This is a genomic window from Caballeronia pedi (assembly GCF_001544915.2).
In the GTDB taxonomy this organism is placed as follows: domain Bacteria; phylum Pseudomonadota; class Gammaproteobacteria; order Burkholderiales; family Burkholderiaceae; genus Caballeronia; species Caballeronia pedi.
In genome coordinates this window covers 351,599-369,763 of record NZ_FCOE02000005.1, presented here as the reverse complement: position 1 = coordinate 369,763, position 18,165 = coordinate 351,599, and the positions used below count along the sequence as shown (strand labels likewise).

The 18,165-nt window shown below is 64.6% G+C and carries 20 protein-coding genes; 11 read left to right on the top strand and 9 right to left on the bottom strand.

The window, feature by feature from the left end:
- Positions 1–303: 303 nt before the first annotated feature.
- The 3 genes from AWB80_RS10875 (at position 304) to AWB80_RS10870 (ending at position 1,721) form a co-directional block, all read left to right on the top strand.
- Positions 304–579 carry a hypothetical protein gene (locus AWB80_RS10875; protein ID WP_061174625.1) on the top strand — a complete coding sequence of 92 codons (276 nt, stop codon included), beginning with the start codon at positions 304–306 and terminating at the stop codon, positions 577–579.
- A gap of 89 nt (positions 580–668) precedes the next feature.
- A complete protein-coding gene (locus AWB80_RS43185; protein ID WP_143328008.1) occupies positions 669–908 on the top strand; it encodes a DUF2968 domain-containing protein in 240 nt (79 codons plus the stop codon).
- A gap of 117 nt (positions 909–1,025) precedes the next feature.
- Positions 1,026–1,721: an OmpA family protein gene (locus AWB80_RS10870; RefSeq protein WP_143328007.1), complete on the top strand. Its 696-nt coding sequence runs from the start codon at positions 1,026–1,028 to the stop codon at positions 1,719–1,721.
- An 85-nt stretch (positions 1,722–1,806) separates the two neighbouring features.
- Here AWB80_RS10870 and AWB80_RS10865 read toward each other — a convergent pair whose 3' ends face one another.
- Genes AWB80_RS10865 through AWB80_RS10855 form a run of 3 tightly spaced genes read right to left on the bottom strand, consistent with a single transcriptional unit; the run spans position 1,807 to position 3,370 of the window.
- Positions 1,807–2,322, bottom strand: coding sequence for a methylated-DNA--[protein]-cysteine S-methyltransferase (locus AWB80_RS10865; RefSeq protein ID WP_061174623.1), 516 nt, complete (start codon positions 2,320–2,322; stop codon positions 1,807–1,809).
- A gap of 36 nt (positions 2,323–2,358) precedes the next feature.
- The gene (locus AWB80_RS10860; protein WP_061174622.1) at positions 2,359–2,619 is read right to left on the bottom strand and encodes a hypothetical protein; all 261 of its coding nucleotides are present in this window, start codon (positions 2,617–2,619) and stop codon (positions 2,359–2,361) included.
- Positions 2,612–3,370, bottom strand: coding sequence for a DNA/RNA non-specific endonuclease (locus tag AWB80_RS10855; protein WP_061174621.1), 759 nt, complete (start codon positions 3,368–3,370; stop codon positions 2,612–2,614). The genes AWB80_RS10860 and AWB80_RS10855 overlap by 8 nt, the downstream gene beginning before the upstream one ends.
- A gap of 117 nt (positions 3,371–3,487) precedes the next feature.
- On the opposite strand from AWB80_RS10855, the gene AWB80_RS10850 reads away from it, so the two are divergent.
- Positions 3,488–4,549, top strand: coding sequence for an alpha/beta fold hydrolase (locus AWB80_RS10850; RefSeq protein WP_087131178.1), 1,062 nt, complete (start codon positions 3,488–3,490; stop codon positions 4,547–4,549).
- 1 nt (position 4,550) lies between these two features.
- On the opposite strand, the gene AWB80_RS10845 is transcribed toward AWB80_RS10850, so the two are convergent.
- Positions 4,551–5,951 (bottom strand): MATE family efflux transporter, encoded by a 1,401-nt coding sequence (locus AWB80_RS10845; RefSeq protein ID WP_244206466.1) that lies wholly within the window; start codon positions 5,949–5,951, stop codon positions 4,551–4,553.
- 39 nt (positions 5,952–5,990) lie between these two features.
- Between AWB80_RS10845 and AWB80_RS10840 the strand changes: the two genes are divergently transcribed.
- Positions 5,991–6,311: a YnfA family protein gene (locus AWB80_RS10840; RefSeq protein WP_061174690.1), complete on the top strand. Its 321-nt coding sequence runs from the start codon at positions 5,991–5,993 to the stop codon at positions 6,309–6,311.
- 6 nt (positions 6,312–6,317) lie between these two features.
- On the opposite strand, the gene AWB80_RS10835 is transcribed toward AWB80_RS10840, so the two are convergent.
- Positions 6,318–7,340, bottom strand: a complete 1,023-nt coding sequence (locus AWB80_RS10835) for a DUF2891 domain-containing protein (protein ID WP_061174688.1) — start codon at positions 7,338–7,340, stop codon at positions 6,318–6,320.
- A gap of 383 nt (positions 7,341–7,723) precedes the next feature.
- Here AWB80_RS10835 and AWB80_RS10830 point away from each other — a divergent pair, with 383 nt between their 5' ends.
- Positions 7,724–9,019: an MFS family transporter gene (locus tag AWB80_RS10830; protein WP_061174620.1), complete on the top strand. Its 1,296-nt coding sequence runs from the start codon at positions 7,724–7,726 to the stop codon at positions 9,017–9,019.
- A 243-nt stretch (positions 9,020–9,262) separates the two neighbouring features.
- A complete protein-coding gene (locus tag AWB80_RS10825; protein ID WP_061174687.1) occupies positions 9,263–9,934 on the top strand; it encodes a hypothetical protein in 672 nt (223 codons plus the stop codon).
- On the opposite strand, the gene AWB80_RS44355 is transcribed toward AWB80_RS10825, so the two are convergent.
- The gene (locus tag AWB80_RS44355) at positions 9,935–10,096 is read right to left on the bottom strand and encodes a hypothetical protein (protein WP_167390445.1); all 162 of its coding nucleotides are present in this window, start codon (positions 10,094–10,096) and stop codon (positions 9,935–9,937) included.
- 63 nt (positions 10,097–10,159) lie between these two features.
- Entirely contained in the window at positions 10,160–11,182 is a 1,023-nt protein-coding gene (locus AWB80_RS10820) for an AraC family transcriptional regulator (RefSeq protein ID WP_061174619.1), read from the bottom strand.
- A 185-nt stretch (positions 11,183–11,367) separates the two neighbouring features.
- Between AWB80_RS10820 and AWB80_RS10815 the strand changes: the two genes are divergently transcribed.
- The 4 genes from AWB80_RS10815 (at position 11,368) to AWB80_RS10800 (ending at position 16,189) form a co-directional block, all read left to right on the top strand.
- A complete protein-coding gene (locus tag AWB80_RS10815; RefSeq protein WP_061174686.1) occupies positions 11,368–12,501 on the top strand; it encodes an acyl-CoA dehydrogenase family protein in 1,134 nt (377 codons plus the stop codon).
- Between the two features lie 28 nt (positions 12,502–12,529).
- The gene (locus tag AWB80_RS10810) at positions 12,530–14,236 is read left to right on the top strand and encodes an AMP-binding protein (protein WP_061174618.1); all 1,707 of its coding nucleotides are present in this window, start codon (positions 12,530–12,532) and stop codon (positions 14,234–14,236) included.
- Between the two features lie 16 nt (positions 14,237–14,252).
- Positions 14,253–15,371: an enoyl-CoA hydratase/isomerase family protein gene (locus tag AWB80_RS10805; protein WP_061174685.1), complete on the top strand. Its 1,119-nt coding sequence runs from the start codon at positions 14,253–14,255 to the stop codon at positions 15,369–15,371.
- A gap of 107 nt (positions 15,372–15,478) precedes the next feature.
- A complete protein-coding gene (locus AWB80_RS10800; protein ID WP_061174617.1) occupies positions 15,479–16,189 on the top strand; it encodes a hypothetical protein in 711 nt (236 codons plus the stop codon).
- A gap of 71 nt (positions 16,190–16,260) precedes the next feature.
- Here AWB80_RS10800 and AWB80_RS10795 read toward each other — a convergent pair whose 3' ends face one another.
- Together AWB80_RS10795 and ydiK are read right to left on the bottom strand one after the other, a co-directional pair.
- On the bottom strand, positions 16,261–16,797 hold the full coding sequence (locus AWB80_RS10795; RefSeq protein WP_061174616.1) for a DUF6572 domain-containing protein: 537 nt from the start codon (positions 16,795–16,797) through the stop codon (positions 16,261–16,263).
- A gap of 191 nt (positions 16,798–16,988) precedes the next feature.
- Positions 16,989–18,161 (bottom strand): AI-2E family transporter YdiK, encoded by a 1,173-nt coding sequence (ydiK, locus tag AWB80_RS10790; RefSeq protein ID WP_143328006.1) that lies wholly within the window; start codon positions 18,159–18,161, stop codon positions 16,989–16,991.
- Between the last annotated feature and the right edge of the window lie 4 nt (positions 18,162–18,165).

The window sequence follows — 18,165 nt, the reverse complement described above, 5'->3', positions numbered from 1 at the left end:
CGAACGCGCATTATGGCTGACTCTTGGCAGGCTTGGGCTGCCCGCCGTGCCGGTCGATGCTGCCGCAGAGCCGTCGCGCGCTTTCTCGTGCGCGAATGAACGTATCTTCCGAGCATTTTTCACGCCCGGTCGTCGCGACGAATGAGAGTCGCTGCTCGCGAACAGGAAATCTTTGAGAACACTCTCATGGGCAAGCGGCGCGCGTGCTGTTGAAATGACGCTTCATGCTGTACACGGACGCCGTGTGTCTCCTTCGGCTGATCCATCCCGGCGCTCGCGCGCCCACTTTGCCTTCTCCTCGTCATGCAACGTTCGCACTCGATGCCGGGCGCCCTCGCGCTCGCCGCCAGCTTTTTTGTCCTTTTTGCCACGGCCGCCGCGCCGGTTCATGCGCTCGAACCTTTGGCCGACGCGCGCATTCTGTCGGCTGTGCCCTTCGAATTCCGCGCCGACCGCGACATTTTCTCGCGCATGCCCGCCGAGCCGGGCGATTCGCGCATCCTCAAGCCGATCGACCCGATGCGCAGCGCGAGCGAATCGCCTCTGCAAGACCGTTCAAAGCGCAAGCCCATGATTTGAATCCGCGCGTTTTATTGCGCGTGAATAAGCAGTATCGATCGTGTGCAATGGGTCGTTACGGTTGCGAGTCTTCGTAATTCGTCGAGCAGATGACTTATTACGTTGCGCTGTTTCAGCAACGTAATATCAGGCGCTTATTCAAAACGCGCAATGTATTTGCTCGCGCGCAGCAAACCCAGACGACGACCTATCAATTGGAGCAGCAGAACGCGATCCGCGAATTGCGCACCGTTGGGCAAATGCATCTTCGATTTGGGAGTTGTCCGCTTAAGTTGCGCAAATCGTCGGGCTACAATCCGGCGGCTTTCGGATTGCTTATCGAAGGATAAGACCGTCCGAAATCGAACCATGAATCTGCCCGCAGCCTTTGGGCATGAGCCCGGGCCTGGAATGAGGCGCGCTTTCAGCGGCTTCGCGCTTTCACATTGACTCGCATGAACACCAAGATGCTCACGAAAACCCTTGCCGTTAGTCTTATCGCCGCTGCTGCACTGGCGGGTTGCTCGTCCACCACGGGACCGGCTTTCAATATCAGTACGATTCAAACGGCGGATGGCCAGAAGGCGTATCGCGCCGAATGCTACGGCGTGTTCGGGAGTGGCAGCGCCTGTATGGCTGCCGCCCAGAAGATGTGCGGCAATCAAAACGTGAATCTGCTCCAGACGCTCGCTGGCACGCAGGCCGCCAATGATCCGCGCAGCGTAATTTTCAACTGCGCGACGCCGGCGCAGCCGGCGCCCGCCGCGCCGGTGGCGGAACCGCAGCCGGCTCCCGCGCCGGCGGTCCCGGCCCCGGCACCGCGCAAGATCACGCTGGACGAGAAGACCAACTTCGCGTTCGACAGCGCTGCCCTGACGCCGAACGCCAAGCGTATTCTGGACAAGCTCGTCGTTGACTCGAAGGGCGCGAAGTTTGCGTCCGTCACGGTCGAAGGCTTCACGGATTCGACCGGCCCGGATGCGTATAACGTCGGTCTGTCCCAGCGTCGCGCGCAGTCTGTGCTCGACTACCTCAAGGGTCACGGCCTGAATGCCGACAATTACGCGATGAAGGGATTCGGCAAGGCGAATCCGATCGCGTCGAACGCAACGATTGCAGGCCGTGCGGAAAATCGTCGCGTGGAAGTGACGCTCGCGCCGTAATACGCCGAAGCACGGCATCGACAAAAAAGCCCGCGAACCATTCCGGTTCGCGGGCTTTTTTACGTATTGCGTCGAACGCGACCTGTCAAAAGAGCGCGAGCTGCTCGCGCCCCGGCCCGCCTTCCAGCGTGAGCAAATGGCGCTTGCGCTCGACGCCGCCCGCGTAACCCGTCAGTTCACCATCGACGCCGATCACGCGATGACACGGCACGATGATCGCGACGGGATTGCGCCCGTTCGCGCCGCCAACGGCACGCGACGCGCCCGCGGGCAAACCCAGCCGTCGCGCGAGATCGCCGTAGGTCCAGGCGTCGCCGAAAGGAATCTGCCGCAGCGCATCCCAGACCTGGCGCTGAAACGTTGTGCCGTCGAGTTGCAGCGCGACCGAAAATTCCTGACGCGCCCCGGCGAAGTACTCGCCGATCTGCTCTTGCGCCTGCGCGATCACGCGCGCGCGGGGCGGCGTGTCGGACAGCACCGCTTCCGGGAGACCGGCAGGAAAATGCTTCTGTCCGACGAAAAAGAGTCCCGTCAGACAGTCATTGTCGGCGCGATACAGAATGTGTCCGAGCGGACTCGGTCCCACATGGCATTCGATCACTTCGCTTCTCCGCAGGGCTCTGTTACGGCCGCCGCTTCAGATGAACGGATTGTCGGCGGTGCCGGACGGCGCGTTCGGTTCGTCAGGCAGCTTCGCGGGCAGCGACGCATCGCTCTGCAAGGCTTCGACGATCGCGCCGAGCGCCTTGTGCAGCGCAAGCGCGTTCGCGAGTCCGGCCTTGTCGCGGGCAATCGTCAGATCGCCGCTGATCGTCAGACGCTTCATGCCGTTTTCGATGCTGACCGCGTCGCCCGCGATGTTCAGCACATCAGTATCGTTCGCAAATGGCTTAAACACCTCGTAATCCTCCAGGTCGCTTGTCCTTCAGTCCGTCCGGGATGCCGGGAAACGCGAGACCGCTCATCGATTCCAGTTCGCGCACGGTTTTCATCGTGTACGTGTTCGTCGGCGTGTTTTCGACCACCACCGCGAACGCGACATCACGCTGCGGCAAATAGACTACCTTGTACAACTGCGTCGGCACGAACACGCGCGATTCGCCGATCGTCTGCAACTGTCGTCCGGAGAAGAGCGGCCCGGTCACGACATACGCTTCGCCCGATTCTTCCGTCAGCCGGCGCACCGCCTGTTCGATCCGCGACCAGATGCGCCGATTGTTCGACGGGTCCTGCGGCACGATGTTCGCGAGCGAGAACGATTCGGCCATGCCTTTCTTGCTCGCGCGATCGCCAGCGGGGCTCATGTGGCCGCGGTCATAACCGCTCTTCTTGTAATCGGAAAGCTGCGCGCTCTCGCCGGGCGGCAGACGTTTTTCGACGAAGAAGCGATTGGTGCGCGTGTTGTCCTTCGCGTCCTCGACGCTGCGCGCCGTCAGATGCTCCGCCGACCAGAGCGGCCCTTTGGTGAGCCCGGAATGAAGCAGCGCGAAGTCGGTGTAGCAGACTTCCTGCGTCGCCGCGCGCATCTTCGAATTGACGACGACCGGCGCGCGGCCGTTCGGGCTGAACTGCGGACAGTCGCTCGCGGATGCGCTGATGCACACGAAGCCGAGAAGCGCGGCGGCGAAAGCCTTGATGCGAAATGACATGCTGTGGAAAGTCCTCGAGACGATCGGGGCGCAAAGTATAAGCGCTGCGAGCGCCCGGACACGCGTGAAATTCAGGCGCGCTAGAATGCGTCGGCCGACGTCATCTCGAAATCTCATATGAACCTTGTGCGTAGCAAGCCATCCGTCGTTCGATCCCTGGCGTTGTCGTTCGCGATGTTTTTCGCCTGTCATGCGCAAGCCGAGGACGCCACGCAACCCGCCAGCGATGGTCCCGCCTACGGTCCCGAGTTGCAGGGTTTCGAGTATCCGTATCCGGTCGCGCGTTTCGCGCTCACGTCGCAGCGGCAGGTGGTGCGGATGGCTTATATGGATGTGCATCCGCCGCACCCGAACGGCCGCACCGCAGTGCTCCTGCACGGCAAGAACTTCTGTTCGGCGACGTGGAAGCAGACCATCGAGACCTTGACCGATGCGGGCTATCGCGTGATCGCGCCGGATCAGATCGGCTTTTGCATGTCGACAAAGCCCGCGCGCTACCAGTACAGCTTCCAGCAGCTCGCGCGCAACACGCATGCGTTGCTCGCCGCGCTCGGCGTATCGCGCGCGACGCTCATCGCGCATTCGACGGGCGGCATGCTCGCCGTGCGCTACGCGCTCATGTACCCGCGCGAGACGGAGCAACTCGTGCTCGTCAATCCGATCGGTCTCGAAGACTGGAAGGCGAAGGGCGTGCCGTCGATCTCGATCGACGACTGGTACGCGCGCGAACTGAAAACGAGCGCCGACGGCATTCGCCGCTACGAGACGAACACGTATTACGCGGGGCAGTGGCGCGCCGACTATGAACCGTGGGTGCAGATGCTGGCGGGCATGTATCGCGGGCCGGGCAAGGACATCGTGGCGTGGAATTCGGCGCTGCTGTACGACATGATCTACACGCAGCCAGTCGTCTACGAGTTCGATCAACTGAAAACGCCGACGCTGCTGCTCATCGGCGACAAGGACAACACCGCGATCGGCAAGGACTTCGCGCCGCCGGAGATTCGTCCGACGCTCGGCCGCTATCCCGATCTCGCGAAACTCGCGAAGGAGCGTATCGAAGGCGCGAAGCTCGTCGAGTTTCCGGAACTCGGCCACGCGCCGCAGATGCAGGACCCGGCCGCATTCCACAAGGCGCTGCTCGATGGCCTCGCCGCCCTGAAACCGAACACGCAGTGAATCAGCGCGCGTCGGGCGCGCACGCCGCGCGCTCGATCGCCGGCACCTGCACCGCCAGCGTGACGCCGCGCGCGACCATGAAAAGAGTCAACGCCAGCCACAATCCGTGATTGCCGAGCGATCCCGCAAGCGCCCACGCGGCAAGCAGAAACACCGCGAGCGAGACGGCCATCGCCTTCATCAGCTCGTGCGTGCGCGTCGCGCCGATGAACACGCCATCGAGCAAAAAGCCTGCGACGGACGCCAGCGGCAGGATCGCGGCCCACGGCAGATAACGCATCGCCGTCGCGTGCACGACGGCCTGATCGGTCAGTCCGCCGATGATCCATTCGCCGCCGATCCAGTAGACGATCGAAAAGCCGGCCGCACCGATCGCCGACCAGAACATCGTGATCTTCACGGCCTGACGGAACGCGTAACGGTCGCGCGCGCCGGCTGCCGCGCCCACGAGCGCCTCGGCGGCGTGCGCGAAGCCGTCGAGCCCGAACGCCATGAAGGTCTGGAAGTTCAGGAGCACGGCGTTCGCGGCGAGCACCGCATCGCCCTCGCGCGCGCCGAGATGCGCGAACCAGCCGTACGAGCCGAGCAGGCAGATCGTGCGAATGAAGATGTCGCGGTTGATCGCGACCAGCCGCCTGAGCGCGCGCGCATCGAGCAGCGAACGCGGCGCGAGCGGCCCGAGTCCGCGCGGCCGCTGATGCCACAGGATCGCGAGGCCGAGCACGAAGCCGCAGAAATCGGCGAACGCGGTCGCCGCGCCGATCCCGGCGATACCCCAGCCGAAGCGATACACGAAAAGCAGCACCGCGACGATGTTCACCAGATTGATGACGATCTGCGTGACGAGCGCGAGCCGCACGCGCTGGCAGCCGAGCAGATAGCCGAGCACGACGTAATTGCCGAGCGCGAACGGCGCGGCCCAGATGCGCGCATGACAATACGCGCTCGCGGTGTCCTGCACGGCGGCGCTGCCGCCCAGCGCGACGAGCGCATAGCGGATGATCGGCACTTGCAGCGCCAGCACGGCCGCGCCGATCGCGAGCGCGAGCAGCAGCGCGCGCAGCAGGCTGGCGCGCAAGGCGCCGCCGTCACGTGCGCCGAACGCCTGCGCGACGAGGCCCGTCGTGCCCATGCGCAGGAAGCCGAAGCCCCAGAACACGAAGCTGAACACGAGCCCGCCGAGCGCGACGCCGCCGAGATACTGCGGTCCGTCGAGATGCCCGGCGACGGCCGTGTCGACGGCGCCGAGAATCGGTTGCGTGAGGTTCGCGAGGACGATCGGGAAGGCGAGCGTCAGTACGCGCTTGTGCCAGTGCACGGGCAGCGCGGTGTGATCGGTCGAATCGTTGGGTGGGGGCGTCTGCAAGGTGTTCGGGCCGATGGTTCGTGACAAGGGCGTCATTGTCCACGCAACTCCAGACCAGCGTCGATAATGCGCGTCATGAAAACATTCGCGCTCTACGTCATTACGGCGGTCGCCGAGATCGCCGGCTGTTACTTCCCCTATCGATGGCTCAAGGAGGGCGGCTCGCCGTGGCTCGTCGTGCCGGGCGCGCTGTCGCTCGCGCTGTTCGCGTGGCTGCTGACGCTGCACGACACCGCAGCGGGGCGAATCTATGCGGCGTATGGCGGCGTGTATATCGGCGTGGCGATCGCGTGGCTCTGGGCCGTCGACCGCATCAGGCCGACGGCGTGGGATCTCGCGGGCGCGGTGATCGCGCTCATCGGCATGAGCGTGATCGCGTTTCAGCCGCGCGTGTGAGACGTTTCAGGCTTCCAGCGCCAGCAGCGCGAAGGTCGCGAGCCAGTGCTCGCCCATGTAATCGCCCGCGACATGCGCGATGCCCGACGCCAGATGTTCGTGCGCGGCCGCTTCGAGCACCGCGATGCGCGCATCGCCCGCCGGCAGCGCCCGCGCGATCGTGCGCTGGCACCACGCGCGGCTCAGGTTCAGGCCGTCGAGGTGCGCGAGCTTGCCGTCGCTGCGGTCGGTGACCGTGGCGGGTGCGAAGAGCGTCGCGGGCTCACGCGCGGCGATGCGCGGCAGAAACCGGTCGAACCAGCCGACGAAGCGCTCGCCCGGCAGCACGTGGCGCATCAGCACGGCTTCCATCAGCGATGGCGACAGGAACTCGTCGCCCGCCGGCTCCCACGCCTGACAGCCTTCGTCCTTCTCGAACCAGCGCAACGCCGTCTCCGCGAGCAGGCGCTCGAACGCCGCATTCCGCACGACGCGCGCGTAGCCGGTCGCCAGCGTCAGCGCGAACGCCATGTTGAAATGCGTGCCGACCCTGAGCGGATAGGTCGACTTCGGCAGGAATTCCTCGAAGCGCGCGACGAACGCGTCGGCGAGCGGCTGGAGCGTGCGGGCCCAGCGTGCGCCGTCGGCGGATTGCATCGAGTGCAACTGACCCGCGAGCGCGAGCAGCCACGCCCAGCCGTACGGGCGTTCGAAGCCGCGCGCGGCGGGGCGCCGCAGATATGCGACTTCGGCCGCGACGTTCGCGTCGGTGAAATGCGCGTCGATCACGGCGCGAATGCGCGGCGCTTTCGGCAAATCGGGAAAGCGATCATAAAGCCGCGCGATGAGCCAGTAGCCGTGCACGCACGAATGCCAGTCGAAGCTGCCATAGAAGATCGGATGCAGCGCGCGCGGGCTCTGCACATCGGCCTCGGCCGCCATGACGTGATCGAGCTTGTTCGGATATTCGCGCGTCAGGTGGCCGAGCGCGACCCGCGCGAACTTCGACGCGAGCGCGGCGTCAAGGATGATCGGTTGATGCGAATTCATGCGGTTCTCGTCGATACGAATCGTGGTCATGAGACTTTATCGATAAATAGTCGACAAAATCCCTCTTAAGGGTAATTACCTACGCAACACGGACAGACTAATCGAGCGATCGCGTCGGACACTTTCACAGCCCGGCAGCAAGGCCGGCGAACGCTTCTGCGACAAGCCTGAGCACGCGTTCGTGCGCTTCGGCGCAGGCGGCGCGAGCGCGCGGCAACGCGGTTTTCCCGACTGCGGCGCGCCGTCTTTCGCACGCCACGATCGCGCGCTTTCGTCCGAACCCTCGTATAAACTTGCGCCCGAACGCCGCCAAGAGCGCCCGAGCCGGGGTCACGCGCCCCGGCACATGCCACCCAGCCCGTGACCAAAGAGCTCAGAACAATATGACCGACATTCCCGCTTATACCCCCGAGGACACCCGGCGCCGCGTTTTCGCGATCGTCGGCGCCTCGTCGGGCAATCTCGTCGAGTGGTTCGATTTCTATATCTACTCGTTCCTCGCGCTGTATTTCTCGGCGGCGTTCTTCCCGGGCGGCGACCCGACGGTTCAGTTGCTGAACACCGCGGGCGTGTTCGCGGCGGGCTTCCTGATGCGCCCGATCGGCGGCTGGCTGTTCGGCCGTATCGCCGACAAGCACGGCCGCCGTAACGCGATGATGATCTCCGTGCTGATGATGTGCGGCGGCTCGCTCGTCATCACGTTCCTGCCGACTTATTCGTCGATCGGCGCGTGGGCGCCGTTCCTGCTGCTGATCGCGCGCCTGTTCCAGGGCTTGTCGGTGGGCGGCGAGTACGGCACCAGCGCCACCTACATGAGTGAAGTGGCGCTGCGCGGCCGGCGCGGCTTTTTCGCGTCGTTCCAGTACGTGACGCTGATCGGCGGCCAGCTCGCCGCGCTGCTCGTGCTCGTGATCCTGCAAATGTTCCTGTCGACGGAAGAACTGAAGGCGTGGGGCTGGCGCATTCCGTTTTTCATCGGCGCGTGCGCGGCGCTGGTTTCGCTGTATCTGCGACGCTCGCTCGAGGAAACGTCGACCGCCGCAACGCGCGATCGCAAGGAAGCGGGCACGCTCGCCGGCCTGATGCAGCACAAGGGCGCGTTCATGACCGTGGTGGGCTTCACGGCGGGCGGCTCGCTGATTTTCTACACGTTCACGACCTACATGCAGAAGTATCTGGTCAACACGGCGGGCATGCACGCGAAGACCGCCAGCAACGTGATGACCGCCGCGCTGTTCGTCTACATGCTGCTGCAGCCGCTGTTCGGCGCGCTGTCGGACCGCATCGGCCGCCGCGCATCGATGCTGTGGTTCGGCGCGCTCGCCACCCTCTGCACGGTGCCGCTGCTGCACGCGCTCTCCAGCGTGACGAGCCCGGTCATGGCGTTCGTGCTGGTGGTGATCGCGCTCGCGATCGTCAGCTTCTATACGTCGATCAGCGGCCTCATCAAGGCGGAAATGTTCCCGCCGGAAGTGCGCGCGCTGGGCGTCGGCCTGTCGTATGCGGTCGCCAACGCGGTGTTCGGCGGCTCGGCGGAATTCGTCGCGCTGAAGCTGAAGTCAGTCGGCAGCGAGTCGACGTTTTTCTGGTACGTGACGGCGATGTGCGCGATCTCGCTCATCGTTTCGTGGCGGATGCTCGATCCTTCCAAGGAAGGGTATCTGCGCAACGAGCCGTAAGCCGGCTGGCCGCGCGCGCGCCGTGTCGACGCAGGCGTTCTGTCGCGCGCGCGCCATCGGCGGACACGCTGTTGTCCGCCAGGCTTGCCGACGACGTTAGTATGGTGTTTTATGCGGTATGTGGACGGCGCACCGGTCGAGGTGCGCAGCGATATTCGGGAACCGGATATGCATGCGCGCGGATTTCGCGCGCGCAACGCCGGCGCGCACAATCGGGCGCGCCGGTCTGCCTGGAGCCTGTTCATGGAAGATTTCGACGAAACGCTGTTCGTTGTCTGGCGGTCCAACCTGAATGTTCTGGTCGGAACGCCTGGAGGCGCCGGACGCCTCGCGCGCATGATGAATTTCTCGCCGACGTTCATGAAGCTGATCGTCGCGGGCCAACGCGATTTCAATGAGGAATTCGTGCGCGGCATCGAACTCGTGACCGGCCTGCCGCCGCACTGGATGGACGAGCGCCGCGCCGCGAGCGAAGTCCCGCGCGACGTGCAGCGCGCCATCGACGAGGAAACGCCGATGGCGGTATTTCGCGGCACGGCGCATCCTGCGCCGAAGCGCTCGGTGCTGCGCGGCCCGGAGCCGCTGTTGTCGCAGACGGAAGCGACGCGCCGTGTCGCCGATCTCGCCCAGCAACAGGCCGAGGTCAATCGCCGCGATCTGCTTTTCCGCAAGAATCGCGAACTGCTTTCACAGGATTTGCGCCGGCTGGAGCGCCAGCTCGGCCTGCTGCAGGTCGACGCGATGCAGCCGAAGGTGGACGATCTGATCGCTTCTGATCGGATGAGCGAGGCGGCGAAGGCCGACCTGACCGGCCGTCTCGAACAGATCGACAAGCACGTGAAGCTTTTACATCAGCATGTCGAGAAGCTGGTGGTGCTGCTGTCGAGCCCGGACGAGCCCGAGGCGGGCGAATAACTACTTTTTCTTGCCGTCCTTCGGGAGGTCCGGCTCCGGATGCACGGCGATCGGATCGCTCGCGGGAAAGGTTTCTTCCAGCGCTTCGTCGAGCAAGTCCTCTTCGCTATCCGGTTTCGGCTGATCCTGCTTCGGACGTTCATCCCGGCTGGCTTTCGTCATGATGCACTCCGTGATGCAAAGTCATGGTCAATTCAATATAGCAGCGTCGATGCGCCCGCGCAGTCAGCCCTCCCGGCGGTAGTCCGCGGGGCGCACGCCCGTCCACTTTCGGAACGCGCGGCGAAACGCGCTCGGTTCCGCGAAGCCGAGCGCATCGGCGATCTGCGGAATGGTCTGCTGCGTGTGGGCGAGACGGGCGATCGCGAGATCGCGTCTGAGCGCGTCCTTGATCGTCTGATAGGTCAGCCCTTCCTGCTTCAGCCGCCGCCTCAAAGTCGCTTCCGCCATGTTCAGCGCCGCCGCGATGCTCTCGGCTTCGGGCCAGTCGGTCGGCGCGGTCTGCCGCAGACGCGTCCGGATACGCGCCGCGAGCGAGTCCGGATTGCGATATTTCACGATGAAATTCGCCGGTGCGTCCTTCAGGAAGCGCCTGAGCGTCGCGGGCGTCTGCACGACCGGCAGCGTCGCGCAGTCCGCGGACAAGTCGACGAACGAACGCGGCGCGTCGAAACGCAGGTCATCGCAGAACATTAGCCGATATTCGTCGCGGGCAGCGGGCTCGGCGCAGCGCAGATGCGCGGCGAGCACTGGAATGCGCCGCCCGACCAGCCAGCACAGCAGCCCATACACAAGAATGAAACCCGTCGCGTAGGCGAACATGGACTTCTGCGCGCCCTTGTCATCGAGCCAGATGCGCACGCGCTTTTCGTCGATGTCGGGCTCGAAGCTCAGTTCGTCGAGCACGAGCCGCATGAAGCCCGCGATGCGCGCCAGCGCCTGCCCGCCGTCGCGCGAGGACAGCGCGGCGTGGCACAGCAGCACGAAGCTGCCACGCCGCATCGGGTGGGCGTCCTGGCCGAAGAATTCGTCGTCGAGGGCATCGGCGGTGGCGTTCCACAGCTTGCCGTACTGCACCGGCGACACGCGCGCGCGCGGCGATTCGAGCGTCGCCGGCGCGATGCCCGCCGCGGCCAGCAAGCTCTCGCGCGCGACGCCGCGCGCCTCGGCGCAATGCAACGCTGCCTCGACGAGACTGACGGAAATCGAGTCGCGCTCGATCTTCTTTTTCGGACTTGGGGTTGTCACTAGGTGGCCAAAGCGCTCAGTTAGCGTGATCGTTTTGGGCATCGGCTAACGTCCGGCGATTGCCTAGACTCGTGCTGAGCCGGCCCACGCGCGCCTCATCGACCGGGCATGCGGCGGCCAGAAAGTTTAAACGATCGATGCCGCGAGGCTCGCCGCCCAGCCCTAATCACCGAAATCGAAACATGATCGACGCATTTCTCACCGAAGAGCAGCGCATGATCCGCGACGCGGCTCGCCAGTTCGCAACCGAAGTGCTCGCGCCAGGCGCAGGCCAGTGGGACAAGGACGGCGCGATCCCCGACGCCGTCGTGCGGCAACTGGGCGAGCTCGGCCTGCTCGGCATGATCGTGCCTGCCGAACTCGGCGGCACGTTCAGCGACTACACCGCCTACGCGCTCGCGATGGAAGAAATCGCCGCCGGCTGCGCCTCGTGCGCGACGCTGATGAGCGTGCACAACTCCGTCGGCTGCGGGCCGATCCTCGCGTACGGCACCGACGCGCAGAAAGCCGAATGGCTGCCGCGGCTCGCGAGTGGCGAGATCATCGGGGCGTTCTGCCTGACCGAGCCGCAGGCGGGCTCGGAGGCGAACAATCTGCGCGTGCGCGCCGTCGAGAAGGACGGTCAGTGGGTTCTCTCCGGCAGCAAGCAGTTCGTCACGAACGGCAAGCGCGCGGGCGTGGCGATCGTCTTCGCCGTCACCGATCCCGATCTCGGCAAGCGCGGCATTTCGGCGTTCATCGTGCCGACGGATACGCCCGGCTTCAATGTCGGCGCGCCGGAGCACAAACTCGGCATCCGCGCCTCCGACACCTGCCCGATCACCTTCGACGATTGCGCGATCCCCGCTGCGAATCTGCTCGGCAAGCGCGGCGAGGGTCTGAAGATCGCGTTGTCGAATCTGGAAGGCGGGCGCATCGGCATCGCGGCGCAGGCGCTCGGCATCGCGCGCGCGGCCTTCGATGCGGCACGCGCGTATGCAAGAGAGCGCGTGCAGTTCGGCAAGCCGATCCACGAGCATCAGTCGGTCGCGAACATGCTCGCCGACATGCAGACGCAGATCAACGCCGCGCGCCTCCTGATTCATCACGCGGCGCGCATGCGCACGGAAGGCATCGCGTGTCTGTCGGAGGCGTCGCAGGCGAAGCTGTATGCGTCGGAAATGGCCGAACGCGTATGTTCGGATGCGATCCAGATTCACGGCGGCTACGGTTATTTGCAGGATTATCCGGTGGAGCGTCATTATCGCGATGCGCGCATCACGCAGATTTATGAAGGCACGAGCGAAGTGCAGCGCATGGTGATCGCGCGCAACGTTTGACAGCGCTAAAAAAATACACGGAGACGCAATGAACGACGCCAGCAGCTTCATCGAAGCGCGAGACTTTCTGTTTGCGCATCGCACGGATTACGACACCGCGTATCGCGAGTTCAAGTGGCCGTCGCTCGACCGCTTCAACTGGGCGCTCGATTATTTCGATCCGATGGCGCGCGGCAACGATGCACCCGCGCTGCATATCGTCAACGAAGGCGGCGGCGAGACGCGCCTGTCGTTCGCGCAGATGAGCGAGCGTTCGGCGCGCGTCGCGAATCATTTGCGCGGCCTGAATGTGAAGCGCGGCGAGCGCATTCTGCTGATGCTGCCGAACCGCGTCGAGCTATGGGAAACGATGCTCGCCGCGATGAAGCTCGGCGCGATCGTCCTGCCCGCGACGACGCAACTCGCACCCGCCGACCTGCGCGACCGTATCGCGCTCGGCGGCGTGCAGCATGTGATCGTCGATGCGGCGGAGACACAGAAGTTCGACGGCATCGACATGCCGGGATTGCGCATCGCCGTGGGCGGCGCGCAGGGCGACTGGCTCGCGTACGAGACCGCTTACGATGCATCATCCGATTTCGCTCCGGATGCCGAAACGAATGCGAACGATCCGTATCTGCTCTACTTCACGTCGGGGACGACGTCGAAGCCGAAGCTCGTCGCGCATACGCATCAGAGCTATCCGGTCGGCCATTTGTCGACGATGTACTGGATCGGCCTGCAGCCCGGCGACGTGCACTGGAACATCAGCTCGCCTGGCTGGGCGAAACACGCGTGGAGCTGTTTCTTCGCGCCGTGGAACGCGCAGGCATGCGTGTTCATCTACAACTTCAGCCGTTTCGATGCCGCCCGCACGCTCGATGTGCTCGTGAAGCACGACGTCACGACGCTCTGCGCGCCGCCGACCGTGTGGCGCATGCTCGTGCAGGAGCCGCTGGCATCGTACGAGGTGAAGCTGCGCGAGATCGTCGGCGCGGGCGAGCCGCTCAATCCCGAAGTCGTCGAGCGCGTGCAGGCCGCGTGGGGCGTGCCGATCCGCGATGGCTACGGCCAGACCGAAACCACCGCGCAGATCGCCAACACGCCGGGCCAGCGGCTCGTGCCGGGCTCGATGGGCCGTCCGCTGCCGGGTTATCGCGTGGCGCTGCTCGATCCGGACGGCAATCCGGCGGAGGAGGGCGAGATCGCGCTCGCGCTCGATCCGCCGCCGCTCGGCCTGATGACCGGTTACGCCGACAACCCGAAGGCCACCGAGAACGCGATGCGCGGCGGCTTCTATCGCACCTCGGATGTCGCGGCGTGCGGCGCGGATGGCTATTTCGTCTATGTGGGCCGGGCGGACGACGTGTTCAAGTCGTCGGATTACCGGTTGAGCCCGTTCGAGCTGGAGAGCGTGCTGATCGAGCACGAAGCGATCGCGGAAGCAGCCGTCGTGCCGAGCCCCGATCCGCTGCGTCTTTCGGTGCCGAAGGCGTTCGTCACGCTGCGCCACGGCTATTCGATCGGCCCTGAACTCGCGAAGAGCGTGTTCGCGTTCTCGCGCGAGCGGCTCGCGCCGTACAAGCGCATTCGCCGCCTCGAATTCGCGGAGTTGCCGAAGACGATCTCGGGCAAGATCCGCCGCGTCGATCTGCGCCGACAGGAAATCGCGCGCACGCAGGACGGCGCGCGCGGCGAGTTCGAGTTCTGGGAAGAGGATTTTCCGGAGCTGCGGCAGACCAGTAAGGCCGACTAGCAAAGGAATCCTGATGATGAGCACGCAAGGTTTGCTGCGCGACGCGCCTGAAGTCGGCTTCGCGATAATCAACCGTGTGGCGATCGTCACGCTCGACCGTCCGCACGCGTTGAACGCGCTGTCGCACGACATGATCGCGCTCCTCACGGATATTTTCGCCCGCTGCGCCGAGGACGATTCGATCGCCGCGGTCGTACTGCGCGGCGCGGGCGACAAGGCATTTTGCGCGGGCGGCGACGTGCGCAATCTGTATCACGCCGCGCGCAACGATCCGCATCACGACACGCCGTGGCTGAAATTCTTCATCGACGAATATCGGCTCGACTACACCGTGCATCGGTTTGCGAAGCCGGTCATCGCGCTGATGGACGGCATCGTGATGGGCGGCGGCATGGGGCTCGCGCAAGGCGCCGCGCTGCGCATCGCGACCGAGCGCACGCGCATGGCGATGCCCGAGACGCGTATCGGCCTGTTGCCCGATGTCGGCGCGACGCACTTCCTGCGCGTGTTGCCGCGCGATCTCGCGCTTTACGTCGGACTGACGGGCACGCGTCTTTCGGGCGCGGATGCGAAACGCGTCGGGCTCGCGGACGCGTGCGTGCCGTCGACGTGGCTGCGCGGCTTCGTCCAGCGCCTCGAAGCGCTGCGCTGGGACGATGCGCGCGACGCAATGACGCAACTGCAACGCGTGTTCGTGCCGGGCGCGAATATCGAACGCCACGCGCCACTCGACGATATCCGCGCGCAGATCAGGCGTCATTTCTCCGCGTGCGCGACGGGCGGCGCGGAGCGCATCGCGGCGTCGCTGGCGGCGGACGAATCGGACTGGGCGCGCGCGACGCTCGCCACCCTCGCCAGCCACTCGCCGACGATGCTCGAAGTCACATATCACGCGCTACTGCGCGGCCGTCAGATGACGCTGGCGGACTGCTTCCGCATGGAACTGGGCGTCGTGTATCGCGCGATCGACGATGGCGATTTCGTCGAAGGCGTGCGCGCGCTCATCATCGACAAGGACGAGCGCCCGCGTTTCGCACCGACGACACTTTCGCAAGTGCGCGCCGAGCGCGTGCAGCACTTTCTCTCGTCGCCGTGGCGCAGGGAGATGCATCCGCTCGCGGCGCTGGGCGCCTGATTCTCCTGACGGAATTCGCAAGCAAATGTTTCTGCGGCGAACCGTCGAAATGGCCGATGGTCGAAAGGGCTCACTGATCATCGGACAATTCAAGAGGAGGAAACACCATGCCGAACCGCACGTCACGGCGCGCGCTTCTGTCGGCCGGCATCGCATTCGCGTTGATCGCGCCGGCCGCATCGTATGCACAGATCAATCTTCAGCAATTCGGCTTCGGCAGCGGCAAGTCAGATGTGGCGACTGGCGCGAACGGCGCGGCGCAGCCTTCGGCCATGAGCTCGCTCGTGCAGGGCTATCTCGGCGCCAATCAGCAGGTGCTGTCCGGACAATCGAGCCTCGCTTCGGCGATGGGCATGTCGAGCGTCGCGAGTCAGGCGCAATCGGCGGCGGGACTGTTGTCGGGTGCATCGGGTGGCAGCGGCGTGCCGAGCACGAGCGTGCTGTCGCAACTCGGCGGCACGCAGCAGAGCGTCTCGCAATCGCTGTTGCAGGCATTGTCGAATGGCTCGACAACGCCGCCGACCGCCACGAGCAAGCAGACCTTCAGCGATGGCCTCGCGTCGCTGGGCCAGGGCGTGAAGCAGTACGCCGGCCTGCAATCGAATCTGGGCGCGGTGACGAATTCGATGAACATGTCCTCGCTTCTGCAGGCCGGCTCCAATCCGGCGACGGCGCAGGCGGCGACTTACATCGCGCAATCCGCGCCGGGACAGTTGCAGTCGCTGGTGCAGACGCTCACGCAGGCGGTGCAGTATGCGAACGCCAACGGCATCTCGGTGCCGTCGGTCGCGACATCGGCGTTGAGCGGCGCGAAGTGATGTAATGCGCAAAGAAAAAGCGGCGAGGCTCACATGAGCCTCGCCGCTTTTTTAAGGAGCGATTCCGTCCGCTAACCGGTCGCGTGTCGCATCGCAAGACGCCTGAGCACGGGCAGCGCGTGCGGCCGGCGCTCGGGCGTCAAGGGCGGAAGATACGAGATATCGGAGACATCCGCCAGTTGCTGTGTGAGCGGGTCCGGATCGAGCACTTCGAGCGCGGGCGGCTCGACCGGCTCGGCATTGACGTGCTCCGGTTCGTCGACGCTGATGCCGAGCGCATGGCGCACATCCACGCCGCGAATGTGCACCGCGTAGCCGGCTTCATGCAGCAAGCGCTCGCGCGACTTCCAGAACTCGACTGCCGAGGGCGTCATGGGATGGTGCGACACGTATTCCACCACGATCTCATAGCCGCGCACTTTCGGGTAATTCAACAGCAATTTACCTGAGCGGATATACCGGATGTAGCGGTCGATTTTCTTCGTGAGCAAATCCTGATGTTCTCGTTCATCGCGCCAGTCGAGCTCGTCGAAGAGCCCGACATATACGCGCCTGAAGAGAATGTTCACTCCGATGTAATCGATGGCGTCCACGTCGCGCAGAGACATGGTCAATCCCCTACGCCCTCAATCGGGCAAATAACAAAGGATTGCATTGTAACGGATAGCCATCTTCGAATTCCTATGAAACGCGGCATTTACTCGGAGAAAATCTCATTTTCGTAAGAATCCGAATTCTCAATTTAAGTCCAATCTGATTGTCGCAATCAAATGCGACAAAACATGAATATATTTATCAGTTAAGTCCGGCGTCGCGATGCATCTGCAAGACCCTGTGTGGACGCGGCTTTGGCGGCTTCGTCGGTGCTTATCGCTTCGACTTGCGGCAGCGGCGGCTGCTCGTTGATCCACGCATTCAAAATCGTCGACGTCACCGCGAGAATAACGGGTCCGATGAACAATCCGACTATTCCGAACGCGAACATGCCGCCGAGCACGCCGGAAAGAATCAGCAGCATCGAGAGATTCACGCCGCGCTTGATCAGAATGGGCCGCAGAAAGTTGTCGAGCATCGCGATCATGATCGACCATACGAGCAGCAGCGAACCGGTGATATGCGCGCCGTGCCAGAAGAGCCACGCCACGCCGCCCAGGAGCGGCAGCAGCGGGCCGATCTGCGCGAGGCACAGCATCAGCATGATGGCCGTGATGATGCCCGCTGCCGGCACGCCCGCGAGCGCGAGCCCGATGCCGCCCAAGGCCGACTGCGTCACCGCCGTCACGACGATCCCGAGCGCCACCGCGCGGATTGCGAGGCCGGCGAGCTTCACGGCTTCCGCGCCGCGCTGCGCGGCGATGCGCGTCGCGAAGCGCACGACGAAGCGTCCCGCCGCTTCGCCGTTCATGTACAGAATGCCGGAGATGATGATGGTGATGACCATGTGCATCACGAACACGCCGACGACGGCGGCATGCGCGAGCATCCAGCGCGCGGCGATCGTCACGTAAGGTTCGAGCTTGGCGAGCATGCCGCCGGGGCCCGCATCCGAGAGCGTCTGCCATTCCGTCGACATGCGCTGGCCGACGAGCGGGATATCGTGTATCCAGCCCGGCGGCGGCGGCAATGCGTAGCTCGGCAGGCTCTTGACGGCCGCCATGATCTCGCCGCCATGCAGGGCGAGCGTCGAGATCGCCTGATACAGCGGCAGCACGATCACGATCAGCAGCAAGAGCAGCATCACGGTCGTCGCGATCCAGCGGCGGTTGCCGCAGCGGCGCTGCACGCCGCGCATCAGCGGCCAGGTCGCGACGACGATCGTCGTCGCCCAGATGAGGCCCGGCAGGAACGGGCGCAGGATGTAGAGGCTGCCGACCGTGAGCGCGGTCAGGATGGTGATGATCAGCAGGATGCGGGCGATATCCACCGGCTGGCGGGGATTCGGATTCGGCTGCCCGTTGGATGGGATTGGCATGGTG

Excerpts from the sequence above, each read along its gene's own strand:
- AWB80_RS10795 (WP_061174616.1), bottom strand. The coding sequence starts at position 16,797 with ATGTCTCTGCGCGACGTGGACGCCATCGATTACATCGGAGTGAACATT.
- AWB80_RS10810 (WP_061174618.1), top strand. The coding sequence starts at position 12,530 with ATGAACGACGCCAGCAGCTTCATCGAAGCGCGAGACTTTCTGTTTGCG.
- AWB80_RS10800 (WP_061174617.1), top strand. The coding sequence starts at position 15,479 with ATGCCGAACCGCACGTCACGGCGCGCGCTTCTGTCGGCCGGCATCGCA.
- AWB80_RS10850 (WP_087131178.1), top strand. The coding sequence starts at position 3,488 with ATGAACCTTGTGCGTAGCAAGCCATCCGTCGTTCGATCCCTGGCGTTG.
- AWB80_RS10840 (WP_061174690.1), top strand. The coding sequence starts at position 5,991 with ATGAAAACATTCGCGCTCTACGTCATTACGGCGGTCGCCGAGATCGCC.
- ydiK (WP_143328006.1), bottom strand. The coding sequence starts at position 18,161 with ATGCCAATCCCATCCAACGGGCAGCCGAATCCGAATCCCCGCCAGCCG.
- AWB80_RS10845 (WP_244206466.1), bottom strand. The coding sequence starts at position 5,951 with ATGACGCCCTTGTCACGAACCATCGGCCCGAACACCTTGCAGACGCCC.
- AWB80_RS10825 (WP_061174687.1), top strand. The coding sequence starts at position 9,263 with ATGGAAGATTTCGACGAAACGCTGTTCGTTGTCTGGCGGTCCAACCTG.
- AWB80_RS10805 (WP_061174685.1), top strand. The coding sequence starts at position 14,253 with ATGAGCACGCAAGGTTTGCTGCGCGACGCGCCTGAAGTCGGCTTCGCG.
- AWB80_RS44355 (WP_167390445.1), bottom strand. The coding sequence starts at position 10,096 with ATGACGAAAGCCAGCCGGGATGAACGTCCGAAGCAGGATCAGCCGAAA.
- AWB80_RS43185 (WP_143328008.1), top strand. The coding sequence starts at position 669 with ATGACTTATTACGTTGCGCTGTTTCAGCAACGTAATATCAGGCGCTTA.
- AWB80_RS10855 (WP_061174621.1), bottom strand. The coding sequence starts at position 3,370 with ATGTCATTTCGCATCAAGGCTTTCGCCGCCGCGCTTCTCGGCTTCGTG.
- AWB80_RS10835 (WP_061174688.1), bottom strand. The coding sequence starts at position 7,340 with ATGAATTCGCATCAACCGATCATCCTTGACGCCGCGCTCGCGTCGAAG.
- AWB80_RS10870 (WP_143328007.1), top strand. The coding sequence starts at position 1,026 with ATGCTCACGAAAACCCTTGCCGTTAGTCTTATCGCCGCTGCTGCACTG.
- AWB80_RS10830 (WP_061174620.1), top strand. The coding sequence starts at position 7,724 with ATGACCGACATTCCCGCTTATACCCCCGAGGACACCCGGCGCCGCGTT.
- AWB80_RS10875 (WP_061174625.1), top strand. The coding sequence starts at position 304 with ATGCAACGTTCGCACTCGATGCCGGGCGCCCTCGCGCTCGCCGCCAGC.